The organism is Oribacterium sp. oral taxon 078 str. F0263, from assembly GCF_000469565.1.
In the GTDB taxonomy this organism is placed as follows: domain Bacteria; phylum Bacillota; class Clostridia; order Lachnospirales; family Lachnospiraceae; genus Oribacterium.
This window is the reverse complement of the sequence record NZ_KI273116.1, coordinates 47,778-68,497: the sequence shown is the minus strand read 5'-3', so window position 1 is coordinate 68,497 and position 20,720 is coordinate 47,778. Positions and strand designations below refer to the sequence as shown.

The 20,720-nt window shown below is 49.9% G+C and carries 20 protein-coding genes; 16 read left to right on the top strand and 4 right to left on the bottom strand.

Annotated features, from left to right (window positions below):
- The first annotated feature begins 583 nt into the window (after nt 1-583).
- The 16 genes from HMPREF1986_RS13525 (at nt 584) to HMPREF1986_RS06185 (ending at nt 15,767) form a co-directional block, all read left to right on the top strand.
- Entirely contained in the window at nt 584-724 is a 141-nt protein-coding gene (locus HMPREF1986_RS13525; RefSeq protein WP_021773956.1) for a CRISPR-associated endonuclease Cas1, read from the top strand.
- On the top strand, nt 725-1,582 hold the full coding sequence (cas1, locus tag HMPREF1986_RS06255) for a CRISPR-associated endonuclease Cas1 (protein WP_256377455.1): 858 nt from the start codon (nt 725-727) through the stop codon (nt 1,580-1,582).
- Between the two features lie 59 nt (nt 1,583-1,641).
- Entirely contained in the window at nt 1,642-1,905 is a 264-nt protein-coding gene (cas2, locus tag HMPREF1986_RS06250; protein WP_242837361.1) for a CRISPR-associated endonuclease Cas2, read from the top strand.
- An 11-nt stretch (nt 1,906-1,916) separates the two neighbouring features.
- Nucleotides 1,917-3,269, top strand: coding sequence for a type III-A CRISPR-associated CARF protein Csm6 (csm6, locus tag HMPREF1986_RS06245; RefSeq protein ID WP_036599560.1), 1,353 nt, complete (start codon nt 1,917-1,919; stop codon nt 3,267-3,269).
- Between the two features lie 158 nt (nt 3,270-3,427).
- Nucleotides 3,428-4,216 (top strand): CRISPR system precrRNA processing endoribonuclease RAMP protein Cas6, encoded by a 789-nt coding sequence (gene cas6, locus HMPREF1986_RS06240; protein ID WP_021773952.1) that lies wholly within the window; start codon nt 3,428-3,430, stop codon nt 4,214-4,216.
- Entirely contained in the window at nt 4,170-6,563 is a 2,394-nt protein-coding gene (gene cas10 / locus HMPREF1986_RS06235; RefSeq protein ID WP_021773951.1) for a type III-A CRISPR-associated protein Cas10/Csm1, read from the top strand. The genes cas6 and cas10 overlap by 47 nt, the downstream gene beginning before the upstream one ends.
- Entirely contained in the window at nt 6,563-6,712 is a 150-nt protein-coding gene (locus tag HMPREF1986_RS13290) for a hypothetical protein (RefSeq protein WP_196806114.1), read from the top strand. Before cas10 ends, HMPREF1986_RS13290 begins: the two co-directional genes overlap by 1 nt.
- On the top strand, nt 6,691-7,065 hold the full coding sequence (gene csm2 / locus HMPREF1986_RS06230; RefSeq protein ID WP_196806113.1) for a type III-A CRISPR-associated protein Csm2: 375 nt from the start codon (nt 6,691-6,693) through the stop codon (nt 7,063-7,065). Before HMPREF1986_RS13290 ends, csm2 begins: the two co-directional genes overlap by 22 nt.
- Nucleotides 7,066-7,080: 15 nt before the next feature.
- The gene (csm3, locus tag HMPREF1986_RS06225; RefSeq protein WP_242837360.1) at nt 7,081-7,587 is read left to right on the top strand and encodes a type III-A CRISPR-associated RAMP protein Csm3; all 507 of its coding nucleotides are present in this window, start codon (nt 7,081-7,083) and stop codon (nt 7,585-7,587) included.
- A 203-nt stretch (nt 7,588-7,790) separates the two neighbouring features.
- Nucleotides 7,791-8,708, top strand: coding sequence for a type III-A CRISPR-associated RAMP protein Csm4 (gene csm4, locus HMPREF1986_RS06220; protein WP_021773947.1), 918 nt, complete (start codon nt 7,791-7,793; stop codon nt 8,706-8,708).
- On the top strand, nt 8,705-9,844 hold the full coding sequence (gene csm5 / locus HMPREF1986_RS06215) for a type III-A CRISPR-associated RAMP protein Csm5 (RefSeq protein ID WP_021773946.1): 1,140 nt from the start codon (nt 8,705-8,707) through the stop codon (nt 9,842-9,844). The genes csm4 and csm5 overlap by 4 nt, the downstream gene beginning before the upstream one ends.
- A 154-nt stretch (nt 9,845-9,998) precedes the next feature.
- Nucleotides 9,999-10,562: a hypothetical protein gene (locus tag HMPREF1986_RS06210; RefSeq protein WP_021773945.1), complete on the top strand. Its 564-nt coding sequence runs from the start codon at nt 9,999-10,001 to the stop codon at nt 10,560-10,562.
- A gap of 11 nt (nt 10,563-10,573) precedes the next feature.
- On the top strand, nt 10,574-12,673 hold the full coding sequence (locus HMPREF1986_RS06205) for a GTPase domain-containing protein (RefSeq protein WP_021773944.1): 2,100 nt from the start codon (nt 10,574-10,576) through the stop codon (nt 12,671-12,673).
- A 10-nt stretch (nt 12,674-12,683) separates the two neighbouring features.
- Entirely contained in the window at nt 12,684-14,399 is a 1,716-nt protein-coding gene (locus tag HMPREF1986_RS06200; protein ID WP_051273884.1) for a GTPase domain-containing protein, read from the top strand.
- Between the two features lie 839 nt (nt 14,400-15,238).
- Entirely contained in the window at nt 15,239-15,505 is a 267-nt protein-coding gene (locus tag HMPREF1986_RS06190; protein WP_021773941.1) for a type II toxin-antitoxin system RelB/DinJ family antitoxin, read from the top strand.
- Nucleotides 15,498-15,767: a Txe/YoeB family addiction module toxin gene (locus tag HMPREF1986_RS06185; protein ID WP_021773940.1), complete on the top strand. Its 270-nt coding sequence runs from the start codon at nt 15,498-15,500 to the stop codon at nt 15,765-15,767. Before HMPREF1986_RS06190 ends, HMPREF1986_RS06185 begins: the two co-directional genes overlap by 8 nt.
- Nucleotides 15,768-16,284: 517 nt before the next feature.
- Here HMPREF1986_RS06185 and HMPREF1986_RS06180 read toward each other — a convergent pair.
- The 4 genes from HMPREF1986_RS06180 to HMPREF1986_RS06165 form a co-directional block, all read right to left on the bottom strand.
- Entirely contained in the window at nt 16,285-17,265 is a 981-nt protein-coding gene (locus HMPREF1986_RS06180) for an ABC transporter ATP-binding protein (protein WP_036599611.1), read from the bottom strand.
- A gap of 17 nt (nt 17,266-17,282) precedes the next feature.
- The gene (locus HMPREF1986_RS06175; protein WP_021773937.1) at nt 17,283-18,314 is read right to left on the bottom strand and encodes an ABC transporter ATP-binding protein; all 1,032 of its coding nucleotides are present in this window, start codon (nt 18,312-18,314) and stop codon (nt 17,283-17,285) included.
- The gene (locus HMPREF1986_RS06170; protein WP_330365131.1) at nt 18,307-19,332 is read right to left on the bottom strand and encodes an ABC transporter permease subunit; all 1,026 of its coding nucleotides are present in this window, start codon (nt 19,330-19,332) and stop codon (nt 18,307-18,309) included. Before HMPREF1986_RS06170 ends, HMPREF1986_RS06175 begins: the two co-directional genes overlap by 8 nt.
- 207 nt (nt 19,333-19,539) lie before the next feature.
- The gene (locus HMPREF1986_RS06165) at nt 19,540-20,490 is read right to left on the bottom strand and encodes an ABC transporter permease (RefSeq protein WP_021773935.1); all 951 of its coding nucleotides are present in this window, start codon (nt 20,488-20,490) and stop codon (nt 19,540-19,542) included.
- Between the last annotated feature and the right edge of the window lie 230 nt (nt 20,491-20,720).

The following is a 20,720-nucleotide window of genomic DNA, read 5'->3' as shown; positions in this document are numbered from 1 at the left end:
GAAGAACCGATATCCCCGAAGGGGACGGAAACAGCTGATTGACGCCCGTAGCAGCCAGACCGGATAATTAGAAGAACCGATATCCCCGAAGGGGACGGAAACTTAATCTGCATGAGACCATAATCCCCTGTCTTACAATTAGAAGAACCGATATCCCCGAAGGGGACGGAAACTAAGACCTCTCGGGCCCATAGGTCCTGTTCCTCATTAGAAGAACCGATATCCCCGAAGGGGACGGAAACTAAGCTTGCACCGACTTAAGCGCTTGCTGTCTTGGGATTAGAAGAACCAATATCCCCGAAGGGGACGAGAATCCAGAACCAGACGGTGACTTTATAGGATGGAGATTTGTGGGCCAATATCGTTGCAAAGAATGAGGCAAAAAGACCTTGTTGGAAATGTCTCTCTGGATGACAGTTGCTTGAGTGGGAATCATGAATTTATCGCGGGAGGATATGATATGAGGGAAGTATGAACGTTATGACTTAGCAGCTAATGGCGCCGGAAGCAAGGATGAGGGCGCAGGGGGAGAGAAAATGTTCTTAGGAGATATGGAAGAGTTTCAACTTATGGGGAAAGAAATATGAGTTATCTGTATGTATGCGAGCAGGGAGCCGTGATTGGCTGTGAGGCCAATCGCTTTCAGGTCCGCTATAAGGATGGGATGCTGAAGTCCGTGCCGGGAGAGACGCTGGAGGTAATCGAAATTTTTGGAAAGGTATAGTTGACGACGCAGTGCATGACAGAATGTTTGAAGAGGGGAATCACTGTGCTTTTTTATTCGTCGAACGGTGCTTACTATGGTCGGCTCATTTCTACGAATCATGTCAATGTAGCGAGGCAGCGCAGTCAGGCGGCGCTAAAGGAGGAATTTAAGGCGGGACTTGCCAGAAGGATTATCCGGGCAAAGATCAGGAATCAGACGGTGATCTTGAGGAGATATGCCAGAAAACAGGCGGCAGCAGTAGAGGGGATCGTATCAGAGATGCTTCGGCTGGCGGAAAAATTGGATTGGACAGGAAATACGGAGAAGATCATGGGATATGAAGGAATGGCCGCCAGAGTCTACTTCGCTACGCTGGGAGGCCTGGTGGACAGGGAGTTTTGCTTTAAAGGGAGGAGCAAAAGGCCGCCGAAAGACCCGTTTAATTCTCTGATCAGCCTCGGATATTCCATTCTCATGGGAGAAATCTATGGAAAGCTCGAGGGAAAGGGACTGAATCCGTACTTTGGAGTCCTGCATAAGGATCGGGAGAAGCATCCTACTCTGGCGAGTGATCTGATGGAGGAGTGGCGAGCTGTGCTGGTGGATTCTACCGCGATGAGCATACTGAACGGCCATGAACTTCATCGAGAGGATTTCTTTCGGGACGAAGAGACGGGGGCGGTCCTTCTTGTAAAGGATGCGTTTAAGGAATATCTGAGGAAGCTGGAGGCGAAGCTGCACACAGATATGAAATATCTGTCTTACGTGGATTATCGCGTAAATTTCCGCTCTGCGCTGGATCTACAGGTGGACAGGCTGGCAAAGGCAATCGAGAGTGAGAATCCGGATCTCTACCAACCCATTTGTATTCGGTGAAAGCCATGGAGGATTATTTTTGGAATACGGAAGAATGCAGACATAGCGGGAAGTTGTTTGTGCTAATCATTTATGATATCGTAAGCAACAGGCGCAGAAATAAATTTGCAAAGTGCCTGAACGGCTATGGATTTCGGGTTCAGAAATCGGCTTTTGAAGCACTGATAGAAAAAAGGCTGTTTCTGAAGCTGCAAAAGGAGATTCCGCATTTGATTGATCCGTCCGCGGACAGTGTCCGGATTTACCGCATGACGGGCTACGGCGAGGTAGATCTCTACGGCGTCAATACAGAGATCAAAGCGGATGATATCGTGATTCTTTAGAAAGGAAGGTTATGGGAAGGACGCTTTTATTTTCACCTTTGGGAGGGACGGACCCTATTTCCAATACGAATATGTACGACGGAGCCATGCTTCATATTGTCCGGCATTACAGGATCGATAAGGTCTATCTCTACATGTCAAGGGAGATCATTCAATACCAGGAGGCAGATGAAAGATATACGTACTGCCTGAAAAAACTGGGAGAATTGCAGAATCGAGAGATCCAATATGAGCTGATCCGCCGCCCGGAACTGATAGAGGTACAGGATTTTGAGATCTTCTACCGGGAATTCAAGGAAGAGATCGATAAGATCAGAAAGGAGATGGGAGAGGACGATGAACTGATTCTGAATCTCTCCTCGGGGACCCCGGCGATGAAATCCTGGCTTCTCGTGATTCGGACGATGAACGAGCTTTCCTGCAAAGCAGTGCAGGTGGTGACGCCGGACCGGGCTATGAATGAGCATCGGCACAAGGACTATCAGGTAAAGGAGCTCTGGGAGCTGGATCCGGACAATGAAGAGGGAGCGGAAAATCGCTGCAGGGAGGTTCCTTGCCCTTCTCTTTCCAGAGTGCGGCAGGAGGTCAATATCCGAAAGCTGATTCGAGAGTATGATTATCATGCGGCACGTGAGCTGGCGAGCGAGCTGAAGGACCATGAAAAACCCTATATGAAACTAATCCGAGTCGCAGAGAAGAGGGAGCTCCTGGATATGGATGCCGTCGAAAAGGAACTTAAGACGAATCATCTGAAGGATTTATATCGCCTGCCGATTAGAGAGGGGGAGAAACGGGACATCTTTGAGTATGCCCTCGTAATGCAGATTCGACTTCGGAGAGGAGAATATGCGGATTTTATCCGATCCATCAGCCCGATTCTCTATGAGCTTTTTAAGAGAATCATGGAGAAGAAGCTCGGAATATGCTTGGAGAAGTATGTCAAAGACCCAGAGAAAAAGGCTGTTTGGGATTCCGAAAAACTGTCAAAGGATATGGAGGGCAAAGAAATTTTAAAGATCTTAGAGGAGGCGTACAAGTTCGGAGACGGATTCCGCGGCGGAAATGTGTATCCGGTCCATATGCAAAAAATTATCCGGGCAAAGTCTGATGATAAAGAGTTGAAAAAGCTGGTGGGTGAGCTTCGCGAAGCGGAGGAAAAGGTCAGGAATCTGGCGGCGCATCAGATCGTTTCTGTGAATGAAGAGACAATTCGGAAATGGACGGAAGGCCATGATGCGGAACAGATTATGAATGATATTAAGAAGGCTATCGGATATGCCGAAATCATAGATATTGCCAACAAAGAAGTCTGGAATTCCTATGATCAGATGAATGAGGTGATTATACGGCTGATGGATGAGTGAGAAGCAGCGGGGTATTTGATTTTCAGGGACTTTTCTTAAAGGAAAGCCCCTGTTTTTTACGATAATATATATATCGTATAAACGAAATATAAATTTTACTTTACAAATATGTGAAATTATTCCATAATAAATGAGGATAGAAGGAGGGAAAGAGAGAAATGCTGGCGAGATTGGAGTTGAAACTCGGGGGGACGGAGCCGCTTTCCTATCAGATGACTTCTTCCTTTCATGGGGCCTTGATGGAGCTTCTTCCGGAATATGCGGCCGAGCTGCATGAGTCCAGACTGCATCCCTATACGCAGCACCTGGAACGGAGGGAGAGCGGCTGGTATTGGGTGGTCACAGCCCTCAATGATCTGGCTGTCTCTGAAATCATGGAAAAGGCCCTTCGTTCGTTGGATGAGGTTCGGATTCGATCGCATCAGCTCAGGATTCCGATCCTGGAAAGAGAATACCGGGAGCTGAGTGATCGGGAATTCAGCGCCTCTTTTTACCAGGGGGAGGGAGGACGCTATATCGGACTTCAGTTTGTGACACCGACTGCCTTTAAACAAAATGGCAGGTATCTCAATTTCCCGGACCTTAGATTCATGTTTCTGAATCTGATGAATAAGTACGACGCGGCGATATCGGACAGCAGCATGAGGGATGATGAGGTGCTGGAGCAGCTCTTGAATGGGGCGAGTCTGCATCGCTATGAGCTTCGAAGCACGGTATTTAGTCTGGAGGGTGTCAGGATTCCGGCTTTTCTCGGGAAAATGGTCCTGAAGATCAGCGGCACGCAGACGATGGCGAATTTTGCGAGGATGCTCTTTTTGTTCGGAAGCTATTCCGGGATCGGTATCAAGACAGCACTTGGAATGGGGGCCATCCGGGTTTCAGAAGAAAGGAAGACAGGTCATGAAGGAGGAGCAGCTCAGGCTGAGCATAGGAAGTCTTTTGCATGATATCGGAAAGATAGTATATTCCGGGGATGGTAAGCAGAGGAATCCCTCCCGGGCCGGGGCGGAGCTTTTGAAGAGGCTGCAGCCATCGTTGGATTCAAGGATTTTGGATTGCGTTTCTTTACACGATAGAGAACGGCTGCAGGATTCTGAACTGGGGCAGGACAATCCGGCTTATCTTTGCTGTCTGGCAAAGAAGGTGGCCGCGGCGGTGGACCGAAAGGAAGGCGGAGAGAGGGAGGAGGAATTTGACCAAAGCCTCCCGCTTCGCAGCATTTTTAATCGTCTGAATGGGAAAAACGGCAATGCGCATTATGAGAGAGTGCTTCTGGATCCGAAGGCCGGGATTCCGTATCCGACGGAGGAGACATTCCGGAGCGATGCCGGATTTTTTCAGGAGGCAGAGGGGCGGCTGGAGCGGGTGCTCAAGGACTTTACGCTGTCGGAAGAATATCTTTATTCCTTGCTCTCCGTGCTGGAGGAGATTCTTTCGTATCTTCCCTTGGACACGAAAAAGAGGGAAGATACGGATATCTCCCTCTATGATCATGTCAAGATGACAGCGGCTGTTGCTGAATGCCTTTTCCAGGCGCTGGAGGGCAGAGGGATCCGGGATTACCGCTCCTATGTGCTGGAGCAGGAGGAGAGAGCGTGGGAGGACAAGAATTTTCTGCTCTTCTCTATGGATGTCTCCGGAATCCAGGATTTTATCTATACGATCAGCAGCAAGGGGGCTTTAAAGGGGCTTCGCGCAAGGAGTTTCTATCTGGAGCTCCTCATGGAGCATGTGATCGATGAAATGCTGCAAAGGCTATCACTCTCCCGTTCTGTGCTGATCTATGCGGGAGGAGGACACAGCTATCTCCTGCTTCCGAATACGGAGCAATGCAAGAAGGAACTGAATGAGCTTCAGAAGGAGCTGAATCATTGGTTTATGGAGCAGTTCGGAGTGGCTCTCTACATGGCTTGCAGCTACGCGGAATGCAGCGCAAAGCAGCTGAGAAATGAGCCGGACGGGGCTTACCGGGGACTGTTTTTGCAGCTGTCAAGAGAGATCTCAGAGCAAAAGAGCCATCGCTATACGGTATCGGATATCTTAAGCCTGAATCGGCAGAAGCGAAGAGGAGAGCGGGAGTGCGTTATATGCCGCAGGATGGAGAAGCTGGACAAGGATGAGCATTGTCCTCTCTGCCGGGCTCTCCTTGGCATGTCCAATAAAATTCTGGAGGAGGAGTATTTTTTGATCTTCCGGGAGGACGTCCCTTATCCGGATGCACTGCCGCTTCCCTATGGGAAGGCTTTGGTGGCGGGGAGCAGGGAATTCTTGGAGAGGGAAAAATGCCGGGACGGTTATATCAGGAGCTATCGGAAAAATCAGATCCAGGGTCAAAAGGATGTGACGGCGAAGCTTTGGGTCGGAGATTATCACAGTAAGGATACTTTTGAGGATCTGGCCAAAGAGGCAGAGGGGATCGAGCGGATTGCGGTGTTCCGGGGAGATGTGGATAATCTGGGGCACAGCTTTGTCAATGGCTTTCATTCAGAGGAGCTTGGGAACCGGTATGAAACCTTGTCGCGGACCGCGGCGCTTTCCCGACAGCTTTCCTTGTTTTTTAAGTGTGAGATCAACCGGATTTTGGAAGAGGGGAGCTCGGACAGTCTGCAATGTCAGAAACGAAAGGAGAAGGAGGAGAAGAGACGGGATGTCAGTATCGTTTATTCCGGAGGGGATGATATCTTTCTCGTGGGAGCATGGAATGATGTTCTGGAGGCGTCTATTGATATTCATACTGCTTTTCTCCGCTTCACGGAGGGGAGTCTGAGCCTGTCCGGAGGGATCGGAATCTACCGCCCCGGATATCCGATCAATCGCATCGCGCTGGAGACGGCAGAGCTTGAGGACTATGCAAAAAGGGCAGCGGATCCGGGGAGTGCCGGAAAGGGGGCCGGGAAAAGGGAAAAGAATGCGCTCACCCTTTTTGAAGAGGGGGGACGTTACTTCTGGGAGGATTTCACAGGAAACGTGTTAGGGGAGAAATATCGGAAGATAGAGGAGTACTTCTCTTTGACGAAAAACCACGGCAAGGCGTTCCTCTATCATATCCTTGAGCTGCTTCGCTCTGAGGATAGGATCAATCGAGCCAGATTTGTTTACTTTCTATCGAGAATGGAGCCGGAGGAGGGAGAAGGAGCAGAGGAGGCGGAAGCTTACCGGAGCTTTTCAGGAGAGATGTATCGGTGGATTGGGGAGCGTGAGGACAGGAGACAGCTGATCACAGCGATTTATCTCTACATCTATAGAAGCAGAGAAAGGGAGGAGAGGAAGGATGATGGGCGTACAGAGGTTTAATGGAGGAGGAAATTACCAAAACCGGGGAGGAAACTATCAGAGAAATTCAGGCCAGAATTTCGGAGGGAGAACGGGACAGCAGGCAGAAGAGCAGGAGGTTCACCGGAATATCAATGAGGAGAACTATGTGGATGAAGCGGAAAAAGTGATTAAAGCGCTCCTAGAACGAAAGGACAAACGCGGAAATCCGGAAAAGATAGTCTCTACCTCCAAGCTTCGGAATCTGCTTTCGATGTCCTCCGATATATACAATGAGGTTTTGGAGAGAAAGGACGACCTCCTGCCAAAGGCGATCGCAGCAAAAATCAGTTATATGAGGGTGCGTCTCTACTATGAGTCGGGAAGGACGGGGGGCGAGGGGGTAAAGGCCCTCTTGAATGAAGCAGGTGCCTTTGAGCAGATTAAGAAGATAGGAGGAAGCAGAGAAAAGTTCCTCCTCTTCCATCGTTATCTGGAATCACTTGTGGCATTTCGCAAATATTATGGCGGAAAAGATGATTAAGAGGGGGAAATGACCATGTTTGCAAAGATAGAGATCAGCGGAACGATGGAACTTGTCACGGGGACGCATATCGGGGGAAATGGAGCATTCGCGGCGATCGGCGCTGTGGATTCTCCGGTCATCCGGGATGCCCGCACGATGGAGCCCATGATCCCCGGGAGCAGTCTGAAGGGGAAGCTCCGCAGCCTTATGGCTAAGCGCTATAATGAGCGGCCGGCCTCCGCACCGGATCAGGACAGCGCAGAACTGAAAAGCCTGTTTGGCTCTGCGAAGAAGGGAGAGGTAAAGGTAGGGAGACTTCTCTTTTCCGATATGTTTCTCTTGAACGGGAAGGAGCTCTCGGAGCTTGGCATTCACAGTACGGAAGTCAAGTTTGAAAATACCATCAACAGACTGAGCGCTGTGGCGAATCCCCGGCAGATTGAACGGGTGATCCGCGGGACGAAATTCGGCCTGTCTTTGATCTATGAACCGGAGCAAAGGAAGGAAGACCCAGAGTCTAAGGAGGAAGCCCGAGGCTGAGGAGGAGAAGATTCTGAGAGATTTTGAGCTTATCAGAGAGGGACTCAGGCTTTTGCAGTACGACTATTTGGGTGGACATGGCTCTCGGGGCTACGGGAAGGTGCGCTTTGAAGGACTTAAGGCGGAGACGGTAGTGGGTGCACTGAGACCGGAAATTATGGAACAGTGCAATCATCTTCTGGGAGAGTTGGGAGGAGTTTGCCATGAAACATCTGATATACAGACTGAGGTTTAGCACTCCGGTCCATTTCGGGAGGGGAATGCTGAACGAGAGTGCATCCTGCTTTTCGGCGGATACTCTGTTTTCGGCATTTTACATGGAAGCTTTAAAGCTGGGGATAGAAGAGGAACTTTACACCACGGTAAGAAGTGGAGCTCTGTGCTTTTCCGACGCCTTTCCTTTTCTGAAGGAGCGGTATTTTCTTCCGAAGCCGATGCTCTATGTGGAGCCAAAGGATCCGGGAGACAGTAAGGAGAAGAAGCGTTTTAAAAAGATTCAATATGTCCCGGCAGAGCTTCTGGAGGACTTTTTTCGGGGAGAGCTTCATGCGGAGCACTGCGATCTCAGTGAGCTGGGAGAGGAGAGCAGCCAGATGCGGGCCGCCGTCAGTCGATCTGGCGATGATACACTTCCGTACTGTGTCGGCGACTTCTTTTTCCGAGAGGGAAATGGTCTCTATCTTATTTTTGCTTTGGAGTCGGATAAAGAGGAGAAACTCATAGAAGTTCTATTTCAGAGCCTCTCCTACAGCGGGATCGGTGGGAAACGTTCCAGCGGGAAGGGGAGATTTTCCTATGAGAGAAGAGAGCTTCCGGGGGAGCTTCAGAATGCCATGACGCGGGAAGGAAAGCGTTATATGCTTCTTTGCTCCGCACTTCCCGCAGAAGAGGAGCTGGAGAGTGCGCTTGAGGGAGCATCCTACCTCCTTCAGAAGCGGTCCGGCTTCATCCTTTCAGAGAATTTTTCACCGGAACAGCAAAAGAAACGGGACCTCTATACCTTCCGGTCCGGGTCCTGCTTTCGGAATCGTTTTCAGGGTGGAGTATATCCGGTCAATGAGGGAGGCGCTCATCCGGTCTATCGCTATGCGAGAGGATTGTTTCTGGGGGTAGGAAGATGAAGGACTATCTGAAGCATTACAGGATCAGGATTACGGCTCTGTCTCCGATCTATGTGGGAGATGGAAAATTGATCGGGAAGAAGGAATACATCAGGAGGAGTCGCAGGGCCCCGGTGGAGATTCCGGATCAGAAAAAGATGTTTATGTATTTGCTTTCAAGCCGCGCGCGGGCCTTTGAAGAATATATGCTGGATCAGAGAAAAACCGCGCCGGATCTCTACCAATGGCTGCAGGCTCAGGGAATTTCGGAGGCTGTAATTTCCTCCTGGATACGATATTCCATGGATACGGGAGATGCCTTTATCAATCCGCAGAATGGGAGAAATGCGACGCCAAAGGGGATACAGAGCTTTCAAAAGGATACTTATGAAAAGCCCTATATTCCCGGCAGCAGCATAAAGGGGATGCTTCGGACCGCAATCCTTTCGTGGGAGCTTGGGAAGCGGAGAAAGAGCGATGCGGAGATCGAAAAGAGAGTTCGAAGTGCGGCAGAAGAGGGAAGAGGAAAGAGAGACACTTTTCTTCGGAATCAGGCGGAGGATCTGGAGAGCGAAATATTCCATAGGCTGAAGCGAAACGAGAAGAATCCGAAGGATGCGGTCAATTCCGTCATGGCGGGGCTCATAGTCGGTGACAGCGATGAGATATCCGAGAAACAGCTTTTGCTCTGTCAAAAAATTGATTATAGCTGCGACAGGAGGGAGGAGAGACCGCTTCCGATTCTCCGGGAAGCCCTGAAGCCGGGGACGGAGATCTTCTTTGACCTGAGTATCGATGAAACTATTTTCCCCTACAGGATAGAGGATATCTTTGCCGCTTTGGATTTCTTCCAGGAATTATGTTATGAGCGTTTCTACAAGCGCTTTGGGAGAGGAAGGAAGGAGAGCGGACTTGTGTGGCTCGGGGGAGGAGTGGGATTTCTCTCAAAGACAGTGGTTTACGCGCTCTTCTCCCCGGAGGATGCACTTTATGTGACGGACCAGGTATTTAAAAAGACGGTTAAAACCTATGAAGAACATAAGCATGGAAAAGATTTGCGCCTTGGGATTTCTCCACATGTCTGTAAGTGTACACGCTACCAGGGAGAGCTATGCGATATGGGGATGGGAAGGATTGAGCTGCTGAGGGGAGTCTGAATCGTAAGGATTTCTGGAGAGGGAATCTTAGATCAGTCATTCAGCAATATAAAAAAGACCGGTACTGTATTAGGAACGAAGAATTCTGTAAGAGATCGGAATAATCAAAAAGAAAACAAAATTCTGATTCGGAGGATCGGGAGAGAGGCGGCGGATGAAGAAGGGAAAGTGGATTCTGGTATTTGGGGAGGGGTGTGAGAGTGCCGCCCGGAATTTAGAAAATTTACTGCGGCAGAATGCGGATATTGATGGGAAAGAAGAGATCCTTTGCTTATCATGGAAAAAGTATCTGCGGGAGAAAGAGAAGCTGACGGAAGAAGAGGAAATCATATTGATTGGCGCCGAGAGCGAATTGGAAAAGGAGGTGGGATGGATTCGAACGAGGTTTCATAAGCTGGGAATGAGCTATGGTTGGAAAAAGGATAAGGCGAGACTTTGGGTTGAGGATGGAGGGTACAGCAGCTGGAATTACAGCAAGTTCCAAAATCTGTATCAGGAGTACAAGCTCAAATTATCGAGGATAAAACCATCTTTTCATCATGGAGAGCTGATCTCTGAGGGAAAGCTTGGAGGCCTTTCTTCCAATGTCCTGCCATCCAAAATTCTCACGGACTTTCTTCGGGAAACGGAAAAAAATGGCTATACCGCGAGGCGATATGAGCTTTTGACGCTGATCTTTTATCTGGACGGCCTGAGTCTATTTTTGAAGGAGAAGTGAGAAGGAATAACATGGACGAAGAGAATTTGGAGCGGGTGCTGAAGGAATGCAATAAGTCCGCAAAAATCGGATATAAGATAGCCTCAGCGCAAGAAAAGAATTTGGAAAGAACCTTGGCTGCCGCACAGGAAAAAGTACAGAGAACGATTACGGATATAAATCATTCTCCATATCGCGCGACAGAAGATGTAGAACCATTGGAGAAGCAGTTAGCCGAAATCAGAGATGCCTTTTATCATTTATCCTTTGAGGTCAATAAGGAGCTGCAAAATTTAGGTAAAAATCTGTCAAAGTTTTCTATAACGCTTTTTGGAAGGACCATGGCCGGAAAATCCACACTGATGGAAATTCTGACTGAGGGAGACGGGGCTTCTATTGGCAAAGGATCGCAGCGAACAACCAGAGATGTCCGTAAGTACACTTGGAAGGGACTTGAAATAACGGATGTCCCGGGGATTGGAGCTTTCGAGGGAGAGGACGATGAGAAGATTGCTTTTCGTGCGGCAAGGTCTGCTGATTTGATTCTATTTCTGCTAACGGATGATGCCCCGCAGGCGGCGGAAGCAGAGTGTTTCAGCAGGATTCATGATACGGGGAAACCGATCATATGCATTATGAATGTCAAAGCTTCAATGGCAGAGAATAAGAGCCTGAAGCTGGCTCTGCGGGATGTGAACAAGCGCTTTGATAAGGAGAGGCTGGATAAAATTCGAAATCAATTTCTGTCGTTTTCAGAACAATTCGGACAGAGATGGGACAATATTCCCTTTATAAATGTACACTTGAAATCAGCCTATGTTGCTCTAAAAATGGATGACCCGGAAAGGAGCGGCAGATTTCAGGCGGTCAGTCGGATTGATATTTTGAAAAGACGGATTGTGGAACAGGTCAGAGCAAAGGGCAAGTTCTATAGAATAAAAACATTTATAGATACTATCTCGAATCCGATTCTTGAAACTATGGAGAATCTTTTGGAGCAAAGCCGGATAAACAGCGTACAGGGGCGTGCGATCCTTGCGAAAAAGCGGCAGCTTGAGGAGTGGAAGAATGTATTTTATCATGATGCTAAGAATCGGATTAAGTCACTTATTGTAAAGATAAAAAGCGAGCTTAATGGAGAGATTGCCTCATTTGCCGAGGACCATTTTGACGACCAGAATGCGGATAGGGCCTGGAATCAGCTGCTTAAATCACGGAAAGTAGAGGTGCAATGTCGGGAATTTCTTGAGGATTTGGAAGCGAAATGTAAAGACAAGTTCAAAGAGGTCTCCAGAGAGATTGCAAACGAATTGAAATTTTCTACGTCATCTGAGAGAGACAGATCTCTTCGCATGCAGGAGATTGTTGATGAGAAAAGGATTTGGAATTGGTCCATGATTACTTTAAGCGGAGGCTTAAGCATAGCGGCCATAGTAGCGCCTTTGTTTGGCGTTGCTGCTTTACCGTTTTCTCTGGCGTTATTGGCGGTTTCTGTGATATGGGCCATAGGATCTTATTTGTTTACGAGCCGAAACGAAAAAGAGTTGGAAGCAAGAAGGCAACTTGAAAAAAAACTCAAAGAGAATGTACAGAAGATATGTGATACCCTTGAGATTCAGATGAACAGGAATCTGGATTCGCTTGTATCCGTCAAAATAGAGAGGATGATAACAGAAATGAATAAGATCAATTCCATCCTCTTTCGTTTGGCTGATACACAGAAAGAATTATCTTGGGGACTAAATAATCACTTGCTGGAATTGAACGAACAGATTTTGACAGAAGCAATACGTTTAATAGGCGCGGAAGGACTGCAATATCATGCGCAGTCGGTTGCCAGGATTCCAGGGGATACGATTTTGATTCTGCTTAGTGATGGGACAGTTTTTCCCAAAGAGCAGAAGGAGGATTTGCATCGGCTTATGGAGGAACGTATCAACTTTGTATTTGATTCCGATAATAAGCGAGTCCTCATCTCGAGAATTCTGGGCAGAGATATCGATAGGAATCGGATCAATATTGAGGAGAAAATCGGTGTAGCGCATATACCGTTGAAAAAGGCTTCCTCTGATATGAAGACTAGAGTGCGTTTGGCGCAGCAGTTTTCCAGACTATTAATAACGAATGAGTGAGGTAAAGAATATGCTTAAGATTGCCGAATTTGCTCAAAGAAGCGCAGAATTAAAAGAAAAGGCGCGTGTGGCTTTGATATCTGCAGGTGCAGATTTCCAAGTTCAGGATGATAATAAGAACGATACTATAAAGCTCGTATTTGCCGGACAGTATAGTGCGGGGAAGTCATCTATCCTAAAAATGCTGACAGGAAGAGGGGATATTGCGATTGGCGCGGGCATCACCACTCAACAGGCACATAGATATAACTGGAATGGTATTGAGGTAGTGGATACTCCGGGCATTCACACACAGCTGAGACCGGATCATGACGCGATATCCTATGACGCTATTGCTTCAGCGGATATGCTGGTGTTCGTCATTACGAATGAGTTGTTTGATTCCTATATTGCCAATCATTTCAGGAAGCTCGCTATCGATAAGGATAAAGCCGGTGAAATGATCCTTGTTGTCAATAAAATGGACAGGACGGCGGAAGGAAATACCGTTGAGCAGCAAAACATCATCCGGGAGGATCTGAAAAAGGTTCTGGAGCCATACACTCCGGAACAGCTTAACTTGTCCTTCCTGGATGCGGAATCATATCTTGAAAGTGTCGAGGAAAGAATCGAGGATCCGGAGCTTGCGGATGAGCTTCTCGCACGCAGTGGTTATGTACAGTTTGTCGATACTCTAAATCGATTCGTTGAAGAAAGGGGAGTCTCCTCAAAGCTTACGACCGAATTGTATATCGTTGAAGGCCAGCTGGAAAAGGCCATTAAGGAATTACAGCCCAAATCATCTGATGCCGATATCGATGCGCTGGAAGAGGACTTCATGCAGCAAAGGTATCTGCTTAGTGAAGCGAGAGGCCGTATGCAGCAAGAAGTAAAAGACGTTTATACTACGGCCGCATCTCAGATTCGTGATATTGGGCTTGCTGCTGCTAATCTTCTGGTAGAAGGATGTAAAAAGGAAGAAGTTGAAAATGAGCTGGAAGGGGCAATCCGGGAGACAGAAAATATCGTTGAAAAATGTCAGTCGGATGCTAGAGAGATTATAAAGGTGCGCCTGAATGAGATGAGACGGAAGCTAGATGTCATAGAAAACTCTGAATTCTCAAAGGATCTGAAAACAAGGCTGAGGGGTAAATTTGAGGGGCTTCCGGAAAACATCAAGAAAATAATTTTATATGCCGGTTCCGGATTCCAAGAAGCCGGAAAGCTAGTGCGTGAAAGTGTCTATAAAGCCGGGGCACAGGGAGGAATGTCGCTTACTAATTTCTCCGGAAGTATGATTCATCAGATGGTATTGGATGTTGGCCACAGTATCGGAATTAAGTTTATACCCTGGCAGGCTATAAAGATAACGAGAGGGATTGCAATCGGCGGACAGGTTCTTGGTCTCTTAGGCGTAGCACTCTCCGTTTTTATACAGATCAAGACCGAACAAGAGGAGGCGAGGATAAGGGAGGACCTAAAGAACAATCGCCAGAACATACGGAGCCAGTTTAATGGCGTTGCGAACGAACTGGAGGATTTCGGGAGACAGTTTATCAAGGACTATGTGAATTGCCCATTGGAGACATCTATTGCGGCGCTTGATGAGAACATTCAGGAGATAAGAGATACACGCTCAAACAGAAGTGCTGCGTGTCGTCAACTGGAAGATCTTCAGAAAAAATGCAGGCTGTTGATTCAGGATATTCATTCTGAGGAGGGAATTGGTTCTGGCTCGGAATCATAGCAGATTTTGAAAAATTCTTATAGGGGGATTCTATCAGATCCCCCTTAAAGTTACGAATCGTCACGCATTTTAAAGTGCGATTTTCTGCTAATTCATGTCTAAGCTCTTAGTGCAATAATGGTCTTCTTTGAGACGGCATATGATCAATTATAAAATCGAATGCAGTCTGAACATTCCATCCGTATTCGGCAGAATAATACACGGGTTTTATAATATTGATCCCCGTAGCTTCTCGTACTCTTTTTTGGATAGATACTGCTTGTTCCTCAAGAAAGGTAAGTAATTGTGAATCCGGTGATTGGATAGAAGGATTCCAATGTCTTCCCTTCATGGCCATATCAGCTTGATTTATGATTACGAGAATCCGATTTTTCTGGATGTTCGGAACGAGAACCTCATTGAGGAGAGTATATGTTGTGCCCATATCTCTATTGGATCCCTCAACGATAACGATAACCATATCGATGAAACCATATATCGTTCCATCAATAGAGTAAATCTTATACAGTAAATCTATTATCTTCTTTTTATGAACTTGATCTTTGGAAATAAAAAAAGCCAGCAGTTATGCTGGTTTCAAGGGTATGACGGCTGGAGAAGGACCTAAACTTTTATAGTGCTAAACCCTAAAGACGGGGCCTTTGGCGCAGTTTTCAATTTAAAAACAAGCATCCCGCCTTACAAATTGGCATTTCGAGTTACAACTCAACGCATTTCATCCTCTGTATCCTTCTGGCCATTTGATAAGCTTCCTTTCTTTGCTTTCATAATACAATCGCTTGCTTCCGTATTCCCTTGGCGCTATAATAAAGTCAATTTAAGGAAAGGAGGGCCTCGTGATGGCACTGTCAACACTCACAGCACGCGTCGATGAGAAGGATAAACTCAGCTTTGACGCCTTTTGCTCATCCGTCGGTCTCACTTCGTCTGCTGCGATTAACATCTATGTGAAAGCTGTTCTGCGTGAAAGAAGAATACCGTTTGAGATCAGACAGGAAGATTCATTCTTCAGCGCTGAAAACCAGGCATATGTGCTGAAATCTGTCAAAGAACTCCGTGCGGGCAAAGGCAGTGCTCATGAGCTGATTGAAACTGACGATGACTGAGAAAATATGGTCTGATGACGCATGGGAGGATTATCTGTACTGGCAGACGCAGGACAAAAAGATTCTCAAGCGTATCAACCTTCTAATCAAGGACATCGAACGAAACGGCGCAATGAACGGTATCGGTGAGCCGGAAGCCTTGAGGGGAAATCTGCAGGGTGAATTCAGCCGAAGGATCAATGAAAAAGACCGCCTCGTTTACCATATCGAAGATGGGCGCATTTATATCGCTCACTGCCGCGGGCACTATGATGACAAATAAGAAGAAATCCCTGTGAGGGCTGTTGACTTCACAGGGATTTTCTTTAGTTTAGAAGGAATCCATGTCCTGCTGCAGAGTCGTATAAACCGGCGGCTCTTTGTCTCTTTTAAGTTCGCTGTATATGTCATAAATGGTTCTGATGGTCAAGAAGCTTCCGTTCGCTTTGGTGTATGCCAAGCTGCAGGCACCGAAACAGCGAGGAGGAACGAAGCTTGTTATGATTTGGATCAATATGATTCAGATAACAATTGCCTTTAGAACTTTATCCCTATTGATATAGGGATATCGAAAACAGAAAAGACGGGGACTTCAGGCGCATTTAAAATACCGTCCTTCCCGCTGGGCCTTGGCTCTAGTGGTTCACAGTCTGCCTTCCTGAAGCTTCCCGTCGAATAAAGTATAGCAGATTCGCTGAGCGATGTTAACCATATTGCTGCACTAACAGTGCCAAATATTTTCTATACCGCATGCGCCGATTTCCGGATGACAGCCATCCGAATCCGACGCTGGGATAAATTCAGCCGTTCTCCGGAGAGATTTCCTCCGCCCGGAGGCAGGAAACGAAGTGCGCGGGCGAGAGCTCTCGGAGCGCGGGTTTTTCCTCGCGGCAAAGCGGCTTTGCGAAGGGGCAGCGAGGAGCGAAGGGGCAGCCCGGCAGATTGTCCAGGGGGCTTGGGAGCTCCATTGAGAGGGGGAGGCGCTTTATGGCGCGGGCTTTTTCGGGGTCCGCGACGGGGCGGGCGGAGAGGAGGGCCTTGGTGTAGGGGTGGAGCGGTCTTTCATAGAGCTCGCGGCTCGGGGCCAGCTCCGCCAGGGAACCGAGGTACATGACGCCGATCCTGCTGCTGATATAGCGCATCATGCTCAGGTCGTGGGAGATAAAGAGGTAGGTGAAATGAAACTCCTCCTGGAGATCCTGGAGCATATTGACGACCTGGGCCTGGATGGAGGCGTCGAGGGCGGCGATGGGCTCATCGCAGAGGATGAATTCGGGCTTCAGCATGAGGGCTCTCGCGATGCCGATCCTCTGGCGCTGGCCCCCGGAAAATTCGTAGGGGAAGCGCTGCGTGTCCTCCGGCTTCAGGCCGACCTTTTCGAGCATGGCTTCGATTCTCTCTTGCTTTTCCCGGGCGGAGAGGGGCTGAAAGCGGAGAGGCTCCGCGAGGATCTCCCCGATGTTCCAGTAGGCATCCAGGGAGGAGTAGGGATCCTGAAAGATGATCTGCATCTCCTGCCGCCCCGGAGGGCTTTGCTGGATGTCCTTTCCCTTATAGAGGATCTCCCCGGCGGTCGGCTCGAGCATCCGGAGGATGAGACGCCCGAGCGTGGACTTTCCGCAGCCGGATTCTCCGACGAGACCGAAGGTCTCCCCGCGGTAGATCGAGAAGCTCACATCATTTACGGCCTTTACATCGCCGCGCTTTCCACCGAGGAAGCTTCTGATCGGGAAATATTTTTTCAGCCCTCTGATCTCGAAGAGCTTTTCTGTCTGAAGCATGAAATCCCCCTTTTTGTTCAAGGATTGTGGCAGAAGAGCTCATGGCCTTCGCCAAGCGTCGTCCGTCCCGGGAGCTCCCGGAAGCAGCGCTCCTTTGCTCTTTCACAGCGGGGCGCGAAGGGGCAGCCCTTCGGGAGCTCCATGAGGGAGGGAGGAGAACCCTCGATCGCGAGGAGGCGCTTTCCTTCTTCGATATCTCCGCCGGGGACCGCGCGGAGGAGAGCCCTCGTGTAGGGATGTCCCGCGTGATAGAAGATGTCCTCCGCGCTGCCGCTCTCCATGATGAGGCCGCCGTAGAGGATTGCGATCCGCTGACAGATCGAGGCGACGACTCCCATATCGTGGGTGATCAGAATGATGGAGCTTTGGAATTCCTTCCGAAGCTCGTCCAGGAGGGAGAGGATCTGGGCCTGGATCGTGACGTCGAGGGCGGTCGTCGGCTCGTCCGCGATGAGGAGCTTCGGACCGGAGCAAAGGGCCATCGCGATCAGGATCCTCTGCCGCATGCCGCCGGACAGCTCATGGGGATACTGGCGAAGGCGCTCCTCCGGGGCGGGGATGCCGACCTTTTTCAGGATGTCGATAGATCGCTCCCGAATCTCTGCTCTCGTCCGAAGCGCTGCGTTTCTGTGAAGGACCTCCGCGAGCTGTCCTCCTACGCTCATGAGGGGGTCCAGAGAGGTCATCGGGTCCTGGAAGATCATACTGACAGTTTTTCCGCATAGTTTTCTTCGCTCCGTCTCAGAGAGGGAGAGAAGCTCGAGATGGTTGAGGCGGATACTGTCCGCTTCGATCTTTGCATTTTCCGGAAGGAGATTCATGACGGCCTTCATGGCGACGGATTTTCCGGAGCCGGATTCTCCGACGAGGCCGAGGATTTCTCCGGGAGCAAGCTTCAGATCGATGCCGCGAACGGCCTGGAGCTTTTTGCCGCGGCTTTGAAAGGAGACGTGAAGGCCTCTGATCTCGAGGAGAGGAGCGCTGGCGCTGTCCTTCCGCTTCTCCATCTCCTGTTCTTTCTGGATATTTTTCTCCGGGCTCTCACTCATCTTTTCCTCTTTTCTCGCTGGCTTCCCGCACTGGGATCTCCGTTTCCTTTCTTTCGCTGGCTTCCCGCGCCGGGATCTCCGCTTCTTCTCTTTCCTTGTCTTCCCGCGGGGGATTTTCTGCCCTTCCTTCCCCGCTCTTTTCCTGCGCTGTCTCCTCGTTTCCGCTCTTTCCTCCGGCCTCCCGCGGCATATCCTCTTCCCCGGCGCGGACCCTCGGCTCCGCGAAGACACGGAGGATATCTCCCAGCTTATTAAAGGAGTAGACGGTCAGGATGATGAGGATCCCGGGGAGGAGCGCCATGTAGGGGGCGTTTTGCAGGTATTTCTGGGACTGCTGAAGGAGGGAGCCCCAGGAGGACATAGGCTGCTGGACGCCGAGGCCCAGGAAGGAGAGGGCGGATTCCGTCATGATCGCTCCCGCTATGGTGGAGGTCGAGGCGGTAATGATCGTGGAGAAGACCGCGGGGAGGATGTGTCCCGTCATGACGGAGAGAGGGGGAATCCCGATGAAATCCGCATACTGAACGTATTCCCGGCTCTTTACGGCGAGCACCTCGGAGCGGACGATCCTCGCGATGTCCATCCAGGAGAAGATGCCGATGACCAAGATGATGGAGAGGAGGCCCTTTTTAAAGAGGAGTCCGAAGACCGTCACCATGATGAGCCAGGGGATGGAGAGGAAGATATCGACGAGGCGCATGAAGAAGCCGTCGATGAGTCCGCCGAAATAGCCGGAGAGCATGCCGACGGTGACTCCGATCAGGACAGAGCACAGCATGGCGAGCACACCGACGAGGAGGGAGACCTGACCGCCGTAGAGTACGCGCGCGAAGTAATCCCGTCCCATGTTGTCGGTTCCGAACCAGTGCAGGGGGCTCGGGGGCTGGAGCTTATGGAGAACGTCGATCTTATCGGGATCCAGGCCGCGGAAGAGGAAGACGAGGATGCTGATGAGGAAGATGAGGAGCAGGTAAGACGCGGCAAAAGCAGCCTGTCTGTCACTGCAAAACTCCAGCACAGCAGCCTCCATCCTTCTGTTTTTTGCCCGTCCTTCGGGCTTTTTGCTTTCTTTCATGCTTTTCCTCAGGGTCTTATAGATGCGTCCAATATTGGACGGACAAACGATGGACAAGGCGGTCGTCCGGAAGCCGAGTCCCGAGCACAGAAGTCTGCCATCATTATCTATGTGAATCTATGTGAGCTTTTGCATTGCAGCTGCGAAGATTCAGGTGGAACGGATTCTCGGGTCGACGATCGAGTAGAGGATATCGGAGAGGAGATTTCCGAGGATGACGAGCGAGCCGGAGAGCACGAGGACCGACATGACGATCGGGTAGTCCATCGCCTGGACGGCCTTCACGAAGTAGCTTCCGATGCCGGGCCAGGAGAAGACGGTCTCTGTGATGACGGCGCCGGTCACAAGGAGCGGGAGCGCCATGCCGAGCTTCGTGATGAGGGGAATCAGGACATTTCGCGCCACATGGCGGAAGAGGATTTCGGAACGGCCTGCGCCAAAGGCTTTCTGTACGAGCACATAGTCCTCCTTCCACTGTCCGATCGCAGAGGAGCGGACGAAGCGGGTTAAGTCCGGGAGGAAGGAGAAGATCAGGACGAGGTAGGGGAGGAGGAAATGCCGAAGCAGGTCCGGGATAGACTTTTCCATCCCCACGGTATGCATCCCGAGGATGGGGAGGAGCTTCATCCGATAGCCGAAGGCATAGATCAGGAGCATGGCGAACCAGAAGGTCGGGGTGGCGATCCCGATGGAGCAAAAGCCGTCGATCAGCTTATCCGGCCACTTCCCCCGGCGGGACCCCGCGAGGAGTCCGAGCGGGATCGAGAGGAGATAGGCTGTGAGATAGGAGGGGAGCATCAGAAGGATCGTGTTCGGGATCCGGATCAGAAGATCATATTTGATGCTGGTATGCGAGAGGAGAGAGTAGCCGAAATTTCCGTGCAGGAGATTGTTCAGCCAGCGGAGATACTGTACGGCGACCGGATCGTTCAGGCCGTAGGACTCCCGGATCCTGTCGATCTCCGCTTGGCTCATATCTGGCCTCGTGAGAGCATCCACCGCGTCGTAAGGGGCAAGCTTCATGAGGACGAAGCAGATCACCGTGATCAGGAGCAGAAGCGGGACTGCCTTCAGGATCCGCTTCGCGATGTATTTTGCCATGTCGTTCTCCTCCGGATTTCTTCTGTTCTTCTGTCTTTCGCTGCTCTTTTGTCTTTTCCGTCTGACTCGCTGCGCTTTTCTGTCGGATACTGCGGGAAAAGGCGGCCTGTGTGCAGGGAAGTCCCACGCGGAGGCGGATATTTCCCGCAGCCTGCCCTTCGCTTTGGAACCCTGTGCAATATCTCTGACATTGCTTCCGGGGAAGGGCTGCCGTCCTGGCGGCCCTTCCC

Bases quoted from the DNA above. Each gene is read 5' to 3' on its own strand.
- HMPREF1986_RS06200 (WP_051273884.1), top strand. From the start codon at position 12,684: ATGCTTAAGATTGCCGAATTTGCTCAAAGAAGCGCAGAATTAAAAGAA.
- HMPREF1986_RS06185 (WP_021773940.1), top strand. From the start codon at position 15,498: ATGACTGAGAAAATATGGTCTGATGACGCATGGGAGGATTATCTGTAC.
- HMPREF1986_RS06175 (WP_021773937.1), bottom strand. From the start codon at position 18,314: ATGAGTGAGAGCCCGGAGAAAAATATCCAGAAAGAACAGGAGATGGAG.
- HMPREF1986_RS13525 (WP_021773956.1), top strand. From the start codon at position 584: ATGAGTTATCTGTATGTATGCGAGCAGGGAGCCGTGATTGGCTGTGAG.
- HMPREF1986_RS06210 (WP_021773945.1), top strand. From the start codon at position 9,999: ATGAAGAAGGGAAAGTGGATTCTGGTATTTGGGGAGGGGTGTGAGAGT.
- HMPREF1986_RS06190 (WP_021773941.1), top strand. From the start codon at position 15,239: ATGGCACTGTCAACACTCACAGCACGCGTCGATGAGAAGGATAAACTC.
- HMPREF1986_RS06205 (WP_021773944.1), top strand. From the start codon at position 10,574: ATGGACGAAGAGAATTTGGAGCGGGTGCTGAAGGAATGCAATAAGTCC.
- csm6 (WP_036599560.1), top strand. From the start codon at position 1,917: ATGGGAAGGACGCTTTTATTTTCACCTTTGGGAGGGACGGACCCTATT.
- HMPREF1986_RS06165 (WP_021773935.1), bottom strand. From the start codon at position 20,490: ATGGCAAAATACATCGCGAAGCGGATCCTGAAGGCAGTCCCGCTTCTG.
- cas10 (WP_021773951.1), top strand. From the start codon at position 4,170: ATGAAGGAGGAGCAGCTCAGGCTGAGCATAGGAAGTCTTTTGCATGAT.
- csm4 (WP_021773947.1), top strand. From the start codon at position 7,791: ATGAAACATCTGATATACAGACTGAGGTTTAGCACTCCGGTCCATTTC.
- csm5 (WP_021773946.1), top strand. From the start codon at position 8,705: ATGAAGGACTATCTGAAGCATTACAGGATCAGGATTACGGCTCTGTCT.
- HMPREF1986_RS13290 (WP_196806114.1), top strand. From the start codon at position 6,563: ATGGAGGAGGAAATTACCAAAACCGGGGAGGAAACTATCAGAGAAATT.
- csm3 (WP_242837360.1), top strand. From the start codon at position 7,081: ATGTTTGCAAAGATAGAGATCAGCGGAACGATGGAACTTGTCACGGGG.
- cas6 (WP_021773952.1), top strand. From the start codon at position 3,428: ATGCTGGCGAGATTGGAGTTGAAACTCGGGGGGACGGAGCCGCTTTCC.
- HMPREF1986_RS06180 (WP_036599611.1), bottom strand. From the start codon at position 17,265: ATGCTTCAGACAGAAAAGCTCTTCGAGATCAGAGGGCTGAAAAAATAT.